Raw genomic sequence first — 12,612 nt, 5'->3', positions numbered from 1 at the left:
CCTCGCGGACGGTGGGGTGCCGGTCGGTCATCGCCGCTCCCCCAGGACGGTGAGGGCGCGGACCAGCGTGCGCCGCAGCAGCGCGCGCTTGTACTCGTTGTGCTCCAGCGTGCTGGAGCCGTCCGCGGCGCCGCGGACCGCCGCCTCGTAGGTGGCCTCGGTGGCGCGGCGGCCGGTCAGGGCCCGTTCGACGGCGGGCAGGCGCCATGGCCTGGTGCCCACCCCGCCCACGGCGATCCTGGCCTTCGCGATGGTGTCGCCGCGCATCTCGAGCGCGACGGCCGCCGAGGCGAGGGCGAACTCGTAGGACTGCCGGTCGCGGATCTTCAGGTAGACCGAGTGCGCGGCCCACGCCGAGCGGGGGACGGTGATGCCGGTGACGAGTTCGCCGGGGCGCAGCACGGTCTCGACGTGGGGTGTGGCGCGGGGAAGGGCGTAGAACCCGTCGAGCGGCACGGTCCGGCTGCCGCGCGCCGAGGCCAGGTGCACCTCGGTGCCCAGCGCCACCAGGGCGACGGCCAGGTCGCTGGGGTGCGTCGCCACGCAGTGCTCGCTGGTGCCGAGGATCGCGTGGGTGCGGTTCACCCCGGTCAGCGCCGAACAGCCGCTGCCGGGCTCCCGCTTGTTGCAGGGCGTCGTGACGTCCCGGAAGTAGCCGCACCGGGTGCGCTGCAGCAGGTTCCCCCCGATGCTCGCCATGTTGCGCAGCTGCGCCGAGGCGCTCAGCTCCAGCGCCTCGGCGATCACCGGATAGTGCCGCCGCACGGTGGGGTCGGCGGCGACGTCGCTCATCCGCTCCAGCGCTCCGACGTGCAGCCCCTGGCGGTCGAGGGTGATACCGCGCAGCGGGAGCCCGTTGATGTCCACCACGTGGGCCGGGGTCATCACTTCGAGCTTCATCAGGTCGACCAGGGTGGTACCGCCGGCCAGGAAGGCGGTGTCCGCCCCGGCACGCGCGTGGGCGTCGCGGACCGAGCGGGCCCGGGTGAAGGTGTAGGCCCGCATCAGCGCATCGCCTCCCGCGCGTCCCGGATCGCGTCGACGATGAACGGGTAGGCGCTGCACCGGCAGATGTTGCCCGACATGCCCTCGCGGATCTCGTCGTCGGAGTTCGCACGGCCCTCTTCGACCAGGGCGACGGCCGACATGATCTGCCCGGAGGTGCAGAAGCCGCACTGGAAGGCGTCGTTCTCGACGAAGGCCTGCTGCATCGGGTGTAGCCGGTCCCCGTCGGCGAGCCCCTCGATCGTGGTGACCTCTCGGCCGTCGGTGGTGGCCATCAGCGTCAGGCACGACAGCACGCGTCGGCCGTCGACGTGCACGGTGCACGCCCCGCACTGGCCGCGGTCGCAGCCCTTCTTCGTGCCGGTGAGATCCTCCAGCCGCTCGCGGAGCGTGTCGAGGAGGGTGGCCCGCGGGTCGACCCGCACCGTGACCGGTTCGCCGTTGACCGCGACCCGGACCGCCACGAGCCCGTCGCCCTCGGCGGCGGCGGCCGGCGTGGCGTCCGCCACGGTCGCCAGCAGCGGGGCCGCCGTGGCGGCGGCGACGGCACCGCCGCCCAGAAACCCTCGCCGGGACACGCCCGACCGGCCGGGGGCCGCGTCATCCTGTGGGTTCATCGCATCTCCTGGGATCGGTTCGCTTCCCTCCCAGGCTGACCAACCAGCCCGACGGCAGCCAGGACCCGCCGATCCGAGGCTGGGCGCCCCGGTCCCTTCGGGGGCGTCAGCGCAGCGGCTGCGGACCGAGGACGGACAGCAGCTGCAGCTTCTCGTGGCTCTCGCTGCCGGGAACGGCGGTGTAGACGAGGAGCGAGTGGCCCTGGGCCGGATCGACCAGCTGCTGGCAGTTCAGCTCGAGTCTGCCGACCTCGGGGTGGATGAAGCGCTTCACCTCGTTGGGTCGAACGCCGACCTCGTGGTCGTTCCACACCTGCCGGAACTCCTCGCTCCGGGCGAGGAGCAGGTCGGTCAAGTAGGCCGCCCGGGAGCCGGGGCCTCGCAGGGTGAGGATCTGGCGCAGACCGGAGGCCCACATGCGGGTGAGGAACGGATGGTCCTCGGGCGCGTAGCGGTCCCGCATGGCGGGGTCGGTGAACCACCGGTAGCCGATGCTGCGGGCCGGGCCCGTGTAGCCGGTCAGGTCGCCGGTGAGCGCCACGCCGAGCGGGGTCTGCCGCAGCGTCTCGCCGAGTTCGGTGACGATCTCCGCCGGCGTGTCGTCCAGCCGGTCGAGGATGCGCAGCATGCCGGGGCTGATGTGCTCGCCGGCTCCGCCCCGGGCGGGCGGGTTGTGCCCGGCCAGCCGGAACAGGTGGTCGCGCTCGTCGAGCGAGAGGTGGAGTCCCTGCGCGATCGCGGCGATCATCTGCTCGGACGGCCTGGGCCCGCGCTCCCTTTCGAGGCGCGCGTAGTAGTCGGTCGACATGTGGCAGAGCGCCGCCACCTCCTCCCGCCGCAGCCCTCCGGTCCTGCGGCGTTGGCCACGCGGGAGGCCGACGTCCTCGGGTTGCAGGGACTCCCGGCGGCGCCGGAGGAACTCCGCGAGGCCGGTCCGATCGATCATCATTCGTTTTCCTCCCTCGGCACTGCTGTCCTTCCTACCGCCCCGGTCTCCGCGGAGCCACGGCTCGCCGATCCCCCCTTTCCCGGCCCCGCCGCCGAAGGGGGGATCGGCGAGCCGTGGATAACGCGGCCCTTAATCCGCGGCCGGGGAGGTTCGAGCATGGACTCAGACGCCGATCCGCGGCGGATTCGCCGCCGGAACGAAGGAGACCGCTCATGGCTCGGAACATCGACATCACCATCCCCGACCTGTCGGGGAAGCTCGCCGTCGTCACCGGCGCGAGCGACGGCATCGGGTTCGTCATCGCCACCCGCCTCGCCGGAGCCGGCGCGGAGGTGATCATCCCGGCCCGCAACCCCGCCAAGGGCGAGCAGGCCGCCGACCGCCTCCGCGGCCTCGTCCCGGGCGCGAGGATCACCACCCGGACCCTCGACCTGGCCTCACTCGACTCCGTGACCGCCCTCACCGACCAACTGGTGGGCGAGGGCCGCCCCATCCACATCCTCATCAACAACGCCGGCGTGATGCACCCGCCCAGCCACCAGACCACGAAGGACGGGTTCGAGCTGCAGTTCGGCACCAACCACCTCGGCCACTTCGCCCTCACCCAGGGGCTGCTGCCGCTCCTCAGCGCGGGCAGGGCCAGGGTCACCCACCAGACGAGCGTCGCCGCCCGCAGCGGCGGGATCAACTGGGACGACCTCAACTGGGACCGCGACTACGACGTGATGAAGGCGTACCGTCAGTCGAAGATCGCCGTCGGACTGTTCGCCCGCGAGCTCGACGCCCGCAGCGCCGCGGCGGGTTGGGGCATCACCAGCAACCTCTCCCACCCCGGGGTCTCGCCCACGAACCTCCTCTCCGCGCAGCCCGGGATGGGGCGGCCCACGGACACCCGGGAGGTCCGCCTGATCCGCGTGCTCTCCCGCATCGGTGTCGCCGGCACCCCCGGCACCGCCGCCCTGCCCGCGCTGCTGGCCGCGACCGGCCCCGACTCGCGGGGCGACCAGTTCTTCGGCCCCAAGGGACTCGGAAACGTCGGCGGCGCCCCCGCCGAGCAGCGACTCTGGGCCCCGCTGCGCGACATGGCCGAGGCCCACAAGGTCTGGGAAACCTCCGAACGGCTGGTCGGCGCCGCGTTCCCCGCCTGATCCGGGGAAGCTGGTTCCCGACCGACCGCCGCACACGAAGGAGCGCACCGTGACCGCAAGCACCGACCTCCTCCTCGACGCGTACGGCCGAGTCCGGGACCTCGTCGACGACGTGGTGGACGGCCTCAGCCCCGAGGAGCTCGCCACCCGCCTCGACGAGGGCGCCAACTCCATCGCCTGGCTCGTCTGGCACCTGGCCCGGGTCGAGGACGACCACGTCGCCGACGTCGCCGGCACCGAGCAGGTGTGGACGGCGGCGGGCTGGCACGAGGCGTTCGGCCTGCCCTTCGGGCCCGGCGTCACGGGGTACGGGCACGGCCCCGAGGAGGTGGCGGCGGTGCGCGGCCTCGACGCCGACGCGCTGCGCGGCTACTACGGCGCCGTGCACGAGCGCAGCGCCGCGTACCTCTCCGGCCTGACGGACGCCGACTTCGCGCGCGTCGTGGACACCTCGTGGACGCCGCACGTCACCCTCGGGGTCCGGCTGGTCAGCGTCGTCAACGACGCCACCCAGCACGTCGGGCAGGCCGCGTTCGTCCGCGGCGTGCTGCTACGACGCCGCGGCTGATCCCCCGGCCCGTCCGGTGGAACCGGTCAAGTCCCCGCGCACGTCCCGTGATACTGATCGGTAAAACCGAGGAAACATCGGACGGACGACGACGAGGGCCGGGGACACGTTGAAACCACTGGAGCCGGGCGATCCGCAGACACTGGGTCAGTACCGGCTGTTGCGGACGCTGGGCGCCGGTGGCATGGGGAAGGTCTTCCTCGGGCGTTCGGCCCAGGGCCGGACCGTCGCGGTGAAGCTCATCCACCCGCAGCTCGCCCTTGACCCGGACTTCAGGAGCCGCTTCCAGCGGGAGATCGCCGCCGCGCGGCGGGTGGGCGGCGAGTGGACCGCGCCCGTGCTCGACTTCGACACCGAGGGGGAGATCCCGTGGGTCGCCACGGGATACATCGCGGGCCCGGCGCTGCACGACATCGTGACCCAGTTCGGCGTGCTGCCGGAGCGCACGCTGTGGCGGCTGGCCGAGGGACTGGCCCTCGCGCTGACGGCCATTCACGACAGCGGCCTGGTGCACCGCGACCTCAAGCCGTCGAACGTGCTGGCCACGGTGGACGGCCCCCGCGTCATCGACTTCGGCATCGCCCGCGCCGTCGGCGGCAGCGTCCTCACCAGGACCGGAACGGTGATCGGCTCGCCCGGCTACATGTCCCCCGAGCAGGTCAGAGGCGACACGCTGGGCCCCGCCAGCGACGTCTTCAGCCTGGGCGCGACGCTGACCCACGCCGCCACCGGCGCCGGCCCCCACGACACCGAGGACGGCGCGGCCCACGCGCTCATGTACCGGGTCATCAACGAGCCGCCCAACCTCGGTCAACTCGCCGGCCCGCTGCGGGAACTGGTGACCGCCTGCCTGGCCAAGAACCCGGGGGAACGCCCGACACCCCGCGAGATCGCCGCGGCGGCAGGCGCCCACCGCACCAGCGGCCCCTGGCTCCCCGCGAACCTGACCGACCAACTGCTCCGGGACACGGTGCAACTGCTGTCCATCGAGGAGCCCGCGCGGGCCCCGGCGGCCGACACCCCACCGCCGACGCCGTCCACCCCTCCCCCCACCCCAACGCCCACGCCCACCCCCACCGCGCCGGACGCACCACCGGCCGCCACCACGGACAACAACACCGTGCACCTGCGCGTCGTCGCGCCGCCCGCGCGGCGGCGCCGCCTCCCCTACGCCGTCGTCGCGGCGATCGCGGCGATCGCGGTGGTGGCGACGGTGCTCGCACTGACGCTCGGCCTGCCGGGCACCGGCGACGGCCGGGACACCAAGGCCGGCGCCGATGCCTCGGACTCCCCGGGCAGCGCCGAGAACGGCGCCGGCGACGACTCGCCGGGACAGTCGGACGACGGCTCCGACCAGGACGCGTCCAAGGACCCGTCCGACACCCCCTCCGACGACCCCACCGACGAGGCGACGGACGACGGTTCCTCGGACGACGACGCTTCGGACGACGACTCGTCCGACGACCAGGCCGACACGTCCGGAGGGTCCTCCGCCGACGGTTCTTCGGGCGGCGGTTCCCCGGACGGCGGCTCGTCGGGCGGCGGTTCCTCGGACGGCGGCTCCTCGGGCGGTTCTTCCGGCGGATCCTCGGACGGCGGGTCCTCGGGTGGTTCCTCCGGCGGCTCGTCCGGCGGATCCTCGGACGGCTCCGCAAGCGGCAGCGGAGGAGGCGGCGAGCCGCCGCCGGACGACGGGCTGAACGGGCAGGTCAGCCCGGACATGGTGGGCACCTGGGAATCGAGCTCCGACTACGTCACCTATGACGGCAACCGCTTCACGGGAGACGTCCTCGGGTGCTTCTACACCTTCCAGTTGGAGAGCGTCGGTGACGGCGGACGCTCGGTGCACCTCTTCGGCACGAGCGGCTGCGCGGGAGACATCGACGTCAACCTCTGGCTGGAGGGCGCGGACACCGCCGGCATGAACGCGTTCGACGGCACCGGCAGCTCGATGAGCGCGACGATGTACCGGGCCTGACGACGGCCCCGCGGACGGCACGTCACACCACGGCGAAGGCGTACAGCGAGAACGCCCCCGCCAGCGCCCCGGCCAGGATCCGGCCGCCCGTCGAGGCCCCCGTCCACGGCTGCTCGAAGCGCCGGGTCAGCGCGCCGATGCCGATGAGCAGCACCGCGAAGAGCGGCAGCCACGCGAGCCTCGCCGCCACCCAGCCGAAGGAGGTCGGATCCGCCGTAAGGCCGGCGACGGCGGCGCCGCCGTGCAGCGCGGCGGCCGGGATCGCGGCGGCCAGCATCGCGCTCTGGTGCCAGCACAGGATCGTCATCGCGCTGAGGTTGATCACCACCACCGGCGCCCACAGCGCGGGCCGTGCCAGCAGCGCCGCGAGCCGCTCCCGGGCCAGCACCGCCACCCCCGACTGCGCGGCGGCCAGCGCCAGCACCAGCAGGGACGGGGGGTGGGAGTTGGTCCGGGCCTCGCCGGGCACGCCGACCATGGAGGCGGGATAGCCGAAGACGGTCAGCAGGGTGACGAAGAGGGCGAGGCCGCCGCCGAGCAACAGCCAGCCCGCCGCGCGGCGCCCCAGCCGCCCCACGCCCCACACCAGACCCAGCTGGTAGCCGAACAGCCAGCCAGGCAGCAGGTTCAGCAGCGGCAACCAGGACGGCATCGCGTCCGCATACGGGCCGTACCGCAGGGCGTCCACCACCGCCACCGACAGCAGCAGCGGCAGCGCCGACCACAGCCCGGCGCGCTCGGCGGCCCGCAGCGCGTACGGGGTGAGCGCGGTGATCACCGCGTAGACGCCGACGAACCACAGCGGCTGCACGACGAGGACCGACGCCGTGCGGAGGGTGGCCGCCGGTACCCCGGCCACCGACAGCAGCGGCAACAGCGCCGCCCACCCGGCCGTCACGCCGAGCACCGGCCGGCCGAGACGCACCAGCCGGCCGCGCAGCCAGCCGCCGGCGGCGGTGCCCCGCTCGGTGGCCCGGCGCAGCGAGAGGGCCGCGGAGTAGCCGCCGACCAGGAAGAAGATGCCGAGCAGTTGGAAGAGCCAGCTGGCCGGGGCGAGCGCGCCGAGGGCGGCGAGCGGGCTGGCGTTGTGCAGCGCTCCGGCGTCGTCCAGGGTGAATCCGCCCACCAGCCAGTGCCCGGCCGGCACGGACAGCAGGGCCAGCGCCCGCAGCCCGTCGATGGCGCGGTCCCGGTGGGCGGGGGTGCGGGACTCGACGGCGGTGACGAGGCTACGCAGATCAGCGGCGAGTGGCATCGAGGCACTCCGGGGAGGTCGGGGCGCAGCTGATCAGCTCGGGTGCGCCCAGGGTGATGGCGGAGAGGTTGCGCAGCGAGTCGGTGCCTGGCTCGGCGTAGCCGCCGTGGCTCTCGACATCGGCGGAGGTGACGACGCGGGCGCCGTACGCGGGGTCTGTGGGGTCGGTGCCGTGGCCCAGGCCGAGCACCGACACGTTGGGGATGGCGCTGATCCAGTCGGTCGGGCCGCGGGTGGCCCACACCCGGGCATCGGTGTCCAGGGCGTCGACGCTGCCGGCCCTGGTGCCCGGGCTGCCGAGGAAGACCAGGTCGCCGGCGGCGAGTTCGGACGCGGCCAGGCCGCAGACGACCGAGCCGTAGCTGTGGCACAGCACGGCGGGCGGCGCGGTGCGGGGGGCGGCGAGGGCGAGGCCGGCGAGAAAGCGTTCGAGTCGCGGGGCGCCGGCCCGGGCGAGCCGGTCGGTGACGACGTCGGGGCCGACGCCGTCGGGGGTGGTGTAGCCGACCCAGGCGATGGTGGCGGTGGGGACCCCCGGTGCGTCGGTGGCGAGTTCCCGGTGCAGGTCGCGGGCCCAGGTGACGGGCGTGCCGGACGTGTCGAGGTCGTTGCCCATGCCCGGAACGACGACGGCGGTGCGTTGGGCGGCCGGCAGGTCGCCGAACACCTCGACGAAGGTGCCCCGGCCGCGCGGGTCGAAGGCCAGCAGCTGGCGGCCCCGCTCGGGCGCGGTGCCGAAGAAGTCCTCCCAGGCGCGGGCGTTCGCCTCGTACCGCAGCTCGACGGGGGCACCGTCGAGGTTGCCGACGATGAGCGGGTGCCGGGCGGCGAGCTCCCGCCGCTGTGCCGGGCCGAGCCCGGCGAAGAACGCGGCCACCTCGGCGGGCGACGCGTCCACCGGGTCGGGCAGGGCGACACCCAGGCTGTCGTCGGCCACCCAGGCCGCGGCCCCGGGCGGCGGCCCGCTGACGATCGTGGTGTGCGGCCCGAACGTCCACCCCCCGGTGGCGGTGGCGGTGGTCAGCGCGAGCGCCACGGTGGCCAGCACCCGCTTGAGACGACGGCGCGGCATGACGGTTCTCCCTCCCTGGGCCGCCGAGGGGACCGGCGGCCGTTCGGGAGGGAGAGTGCGGCGCGGGCTTGGGTACCCGCGTCACACCACGGAGCCATTCCCGGTGTCATACCGGGGTAGGGGGTGCGGGTACGGCTGCGGGTGCGGGGCTACTGCTCGCCGGGGGTGACGAGCCCCGACTCGTACGCGAAGATCACCGCCTGGGCGCGGTCGCGCAGGCCGAGTTTGTTGAGGATCCGGCTGACGTGGGTCTTCACCGTCTGCTCGGCCACGATCAGGGTGGCGGCGATCTCCTGGTTGGACTGGCCCCTGGCCACCAGCTCCAGCACCTCCGACTCGCGCGCCGTAAGACCCTTCAGCCGCAGCGCCGGGTCCCCGCGGCGCCGCGCCGCGGGTCGGGCGGCGAACTCGGCGATCAGCCGGCGGGTCACCGACGGCGCGAGCAGCGCGTCCCCGACGGCCACCACCCGCACCGCCGCGATCAGGTCGGCGGGCGGCGCGTCCTTCAGCAGGAAGCCGCTGGCCCCGGCGCGCAGCGCCTCGTAGACGTAGTCGTCCACGTCGAAGGTGGTCAGCATCAGCACCCGGGGCCGGTGCGTCACCCCGCGCGGCGGATCGAGCAGCTGCCGCGTCGCCTCGAGACCGTCCATCACCGGCATCCGGATGTCCATCAGCACCACGTCGGGGTGGTGGCGGCGGCTCAGCTCCACGCCCTCGGCACCGTTGACGGCCTCGCCCACCACGTCGATGTCGCTCTGCGCGGCGAGCAGCGCCGCGAACCCGGCCCGCACCATCGCCTGGTCGTCGACGATCGCCACGGTGATGGCCTTGGTCATGCGTTCTCCCCCGGGGCCGGTTCGTTCCGCGGCAGCACGGCCGCCACCCGGAAGCCGCCCTCCGCCGTCGGGCCGGTGTCAAGGGTGCCGCCGAGCAGGCGCGTTCGCTCCCGCATGCCTATCAGGCCATGGCCGGTGCCATGCCACTCCAGGGGCCGCGCGGGGGTGGCGGGCGGCCCGTTGACGACCTCCACGCGCAGGGCGGAGCCGTCCGCTGAGAGGGCCACGGTCACCGCGGCCTCGGCGCCGGGCGCGTGCCGTACGACGTTGGCGAGCGCCTCCTGCACGATGCGGTAGGCGTTGAGCGTGACCGCCCGCGGCAGCCCGGCCGGCTCGCCGGTGACCGTCAGCCGCGCCGCCACCCCGGCCCGCACCGCCGACTCCACCAGCGTGCCGAGCTCGCCGAGCCCCGGCTGCGGCGCCAGCTCGGGGCCGGCCCCGCCGCCCTCGGCCTCGGTGCCCTCGCTGCGCAGCACGCCGAGCAGCCGCCGCATCTCCGCCAGGGACTGGCGGGCGGTGTCGGCGATGGTGGTGAACTCGGCGCGGGCCGCCTCAGGGACGCCCTCGACGCGGTACGGGGCGCTGTCGGCCTGCACGCTGATCACCGACATGTGGTGGGCGACGACGTCGTGCAGCTCGCGGGCGATCCTGGCCCGCTCCTCCAGGAGCCTGCGGTGCGAGCGTTCGGCCTCGCTGATGGTCTCCTGCTCGGCCAGCCGGCGCTGCGCCTCGGAGCGCTCCCGGATGGCACCGCCGAGCAGCAGCACCACACCGGACAGCACCACGAGCAGCACGCTGGAGCCGGGTGAGTGACCTGGCCGCAGCAGGCCGACCAGCACGGCGGCGGCCGCGGTCGACAGCCAGACCGCGACCAGCGTGCGGCGGGCCAGGTGGAGGGAGAGCGGCAGGCAGAGCAGCAGATAGCCGACGATCGTGGGGGCCGGCCACGGCCAGGCCGCGCCGTCGAGCGGACCGCCCCACAGCGGCAGCGCCAGGGCGGTCAGGACGTCGGCGGAGAAGACCACGTACCAGGCCGACAGCGGCCGGGCCCCGGCCAGCAGCAGGGGCGCGGCCTGGCCGACGCCGAGCAGCCCGGCGAGCACGCCGGGAAGGCCGTAGTCGCCGAGCAGGACCACGACGGTGGTGGGCAGCAGCGAGGCGCTCGCCGCGAGGGCGAGGAAGTGCGGCAGCAGCCGCATCCATGGCTTCGGAGCCCGGGCGAACAGCGCCTCGCCGGGCTCGGGGCCGCCGAACGCCCGCGACAGCAGCACGCCCTGCCGCCGGGCCCCGGCGAGCAGCCGGCCGGCGCGCGTTTCGGAACCGGGGAACACGGTTCGCAAGCCTACGGCGTGCGGCCCGGAGCGCGCGGGCCGCCGGCCGGTCCGCGGCCGGCGCTCAGTCGTCGTCGAGCTTGCGGGTGTCCCGCGGTTCGGCGTAGGGCTCCTCGCCAGGCGGGTGTCCGGTCTCGATGGCACGGGCGCGTTCGAGTTCGGCGTCGAACTCGAGGCCGAGCAGCAACGCCAGGTTGGAGATCCACAGCCAGACGAGGAAGACGATGATCGTCGCCAGGCTGCCGTACGTGCTGCCGTAGCTGCCGAGGGCGGCGACGTACCAGGCGAACAGCGCGGAGGCGGCGAGCCAGACCAGCACGGCCAGGAGGCTGCCGGGCGTGATCCAGCGAAAGCCGTGCTTCACGTTGGGCGCCGCCCAGTACAGGACGGCGGTGATCAGGGCGACCAGGATCACCAGCACCGGCCACTTGGCGAAGTTCCACACGGTGACCGCGGTGCCGCCGACACCCAGCACGTCGCCGGCCCGGCGAGCCAGGGCGCCGGTGAACACGACGCCCACCGCGACCAGGGCGAGCAGCACCACCAGGGTGACGGTGACGGCCAGCCGGACCGGGAGGGTCTTCCAGATCGGACGGCCCTCGCCGATGTCGTAGACGGCGTTGGAGGCGCGCATGAAGGCCGCGATGTAGCCGGAGGCGGACCACAGGGCGAGCGCGATGCCGACGACCAGGGCCACCGTGGCCTGACCCCGGCGGTGGCCCAGGTCGCGCAGCACGGTCTCGAGCACGTCCTGAACCGCGCCCGGGGCCAGCGTGGCCACGTTGTCGATCAGCGGGTCGATGGCCGAGGGGCCGATCAGGCCGATGATCGAGACGAGGGCCAGCAGCGCCGGGGCCAGGGCGAGCACGCCGTAGTACGTGAGGGCCGCGGCCCAGTCGGACAGGTTGTCCGCCCTGAACTCCCGGACGGTGCGTTTGAGCGCGCCCCACCAGGAAGCCTTCGGGAGATCCAGGGGCCCCTTGGGCGGGGGCTCGGCCCGATGCTCCGGCGCCACGTTCGCCTCCTCCGTGATCACGTCCTCGCCCTCAGGCACCTCGGGCCAGGCGTGGACAACCCACACCCGGGGGCGAGTAACCGCACGTGAGGACCCCGAAACCAGGTGCGGCGCACGCCACGCCGACCCGCGGCCGGCCCCGCGCACGGCCTCGAGGCGCTGTCGCGTGTCGGCTGAGTCCGGGGCCGTGATCAACACACCTAACGCGCCACGCGGTAACGGAGGTAGACGATTCTCGAGTTGAAGGTGCGGGTCTCGACGAGTTCGAGGTCCGCCCGGCGCTCGTGCTGGGCGTAGTACGGAATGCCACCGCCGACCAGCACCGGGTACACCCTGACCCGGTACTCGTCGATCAGCCCCGACTCGCCGGCCTCGGCGGCGAGATTCGCGCCGCCGATCGCGATGTCGCCCTCCCCCGGCTCGGCCCGCAACCGCGCGATCTCCTCCGCCAGGCCGCCGGAGGCCAGCCGGGCCTTGCCCCGCACCGCCGACAGCGTGGTGGAGAACACCACCTTCGGAAGCGCCTTCCAGAGCGCGGCCCACTCGAGCTGTGCGTCGTCGAGCGAGGGGTGCTGGGCCGGGTCCTCCCAGTAGAGCATCGTCTCGTACAGCCGTCGTCCCAACAGGTGGACGTCCACCCCTCGAATCTCGTCGATCCAGGAGCGGAACGTCTCCTCGTCGGGCGCCCCCCAGTCGAAGGTGCCGTCCGGCCCGACGATGTAGCCGTCCAGTGAGACGTTCATCGAATAGGTCACGCTGCGCATCGGAAGTCCTCCTCGGTAACGGGTCCCACATGAGGACCACCGGACGCCGCGGGACTCATCGCGGATCCCGGGAT

12 protein-coding genes are annotated in these 12,612 nt (G+C 73.9%); 3 read left to right on the top strand and 9 right to left on the bottom strand.

Annotation, left to right across the window (positions count from 1 at the left end; genetic code table 11):
• Positions 1–27 precede the first annotated feature (27 nt).
• The 3 genes from ACFWI8_RS03445 to ACFWI8_RS03435 all read right to left on the bottom strand — a co-directional run bounded on the left by ACFWI8_RS03445 (position 28) and on the right by ACFWI8_RS03435 (position 2,571).
• Entirely contained in the window at positions 28–1,005 is a 978-nt protein-coding gene (locus ACFWI8_RS03445) for an FAD binding domain-containing protein (RefSeq protein WP_387085040.1), read from the bottom strand.
• Positions 1,005–1,622, bottom strand: coding sequence for a (2Fe-2S)-binding protein (locus ACFWI8_RS03440; RefSeq protein WP_387085038.1), 618 nt, complete (start codon positions 1,620–1,622; stop codon positions 1,005–1,007). Before ACFWI8_RS03440 ends, ACFWI8_RS03445 begins: the two co-directional genes overlap by 1 nt.
• 106 nt (positions 1,623–1,728) lie before the next feature.
• Complete coding sequence (locus ACFWI8_RS03435) at positions 1,729–2,571, bottom strand: helix-turn-helix transcriptional regulator (RefSeq protein ID WP_387085036.1); 843 nt, start codon at positions 2,569–2,571, stop codon at positions 1,729–1,731.
• Between the two features lie 212 nt (positions 2,572–2,783).
• On the opposite strand from ACFWI8_RS03435, the gene ACFWI8_RS03430 reads away from it, so the two are divergent.
• The 3 genes from ACFWI8_RS03430 (at position 2,784) to ACFWI8_RS03420 (ending at position 6,265) form a co-directional block, all read left to right on the top strand.
• Positions 2,784–3,719, top strand: a complete 936-nt coding sequence (locus ACFWI8_RS03430) for an SDR family oxidoreductase (protein WP_387085034.1) — start codon at positions 2,784–2,786, stop codon at positions 3,717–3,719.
• Positions 3,720–3,768: 49 nt separating this feature from the next.
• On the top strand, positions 3,769–4,287 hold the full coding sequence (locus tag ACFWI8_RS03425; protein WP_387085032.1) for a DinB family protein: 519 nt from the start codon (positions 3,769–3,771) through the stop codon (positions 4,285–4,287).
• Between the two features lie 109 nt (positions 4,288–4,396).
• Positions 4,397–6,265, top strand: a complete 1,869-nt coding sequence (locus ACFWI8_RS03420; protein ID WP_387085029.1) for a protein kinase — start codon at positions 4,397–4,399, stop codon at positions 6,263–6,265.
• A 22-nt stretch (positions 6,266–6,287) separates the two neighbouring features.
• Here the strand turns inward: ACFWI8_RS03420 and ACFWI8_RS03415 are convergent, their stop codons facing one another.
• The 6 genes from ACFWI8_RS03415 to ACFWI8_RS03390 all read right to left on the bottom strand — a co-directional run bounded on the left by ACFWI8_RS03415 (position 6,288) and on the right by ACFWI8_RS03390 (position 12,538).
• Positions 6,288–7,520 (bottom strand): acyltransferase, encoded by a 1,233-nt coding sequence (locus ACFWI8_RS03415; protein WP_387085027.1) that lies wholly within the window; start codon positions 7,518–7,520, stop codon positions 6,288–6,290.
• On the bottom strand, positions 7,504–8,592 hold the full coding sequence (locus ACFWI8_RS03410) for an alpha/beta hydrolase (RefSeq protein WP_387085026.1): 1,089 nt from the start codon (positions 8,590–8,592) through the stop codon (positions 7,504–7,506). The genes ACFWI8_RS03415 and ACFWI8_RS03410 overlap by 17 nt, the downstream gene beginning before the upstream one ends.
• Before the next feature lie 149 nt (positions 8,593–8,741).
• Complete coding sequence (locus tag ACFWI8_RS03405; RefSeq protein WP_387085024.1) at positions 8,742–9,428, bottom strand: response regulator; 687 nt, start codon at positions 9,426–9,428, stop codon at positions 8,742–8,744.
• Complete coding sequence (locus ACFWI8_RS03400; RefSeq protein WP_387085022.1) at positions 9,425–10,759, bottom strand: sensor histidine kinase; 1,335 nt, start codon at positions 10,757–10,759, stop codon at positions 9,425–9,427. Before ACFWI8_RS03400 ends, ACFWI8_RS03405 begins: the two co-directional genes overlap by 4 nt.
• A gap of 64 nt (positions 10,760–10,823) precedes the next feature.
• The gene (locus ACFWI8_RS03395; RefSeq protein WP_387085020.1) at positions 10,824–11,840 is read right to left on the bottom strand and encodes a YihY/virulence factor BrkB family protein; all 1,017 of its coding nucleotides are present in this window, start codon (positions 11,838–11,840) and stop codon (positions 10,824–10,826) included.
• A gap of 134 nt (positions 11,841–11,974) precedes the next feature.
• Positions 11,975–12,538, bottom strand: coding sequence for a dihydrofolate reductase family protein (locus ACFWI8_RS03390; RefSeq protein ID WP_387085018.1), 564 nt, complete (start codon positions 12,536–12,538; stop codon positions 11,975–11,977).
• Positions 12,539–12,612 lie beyond the last annotated feature (74 nt).

This window comes from Streptomyces sp. NPDC127098 (assembly GCF_042722465.1).
Classification (GTDB): Bacteria; Actinomycetota; Actinomycetes; order Streptomycetales; family Streptomycetaceae; genus Streptomyces; species Streptomyces millisiae.
The sequence above is the reverse complement of the archived record's forward strand: the minus strand, read 5'-3'. Positions and strand labels throughout refer to the sequence as shown.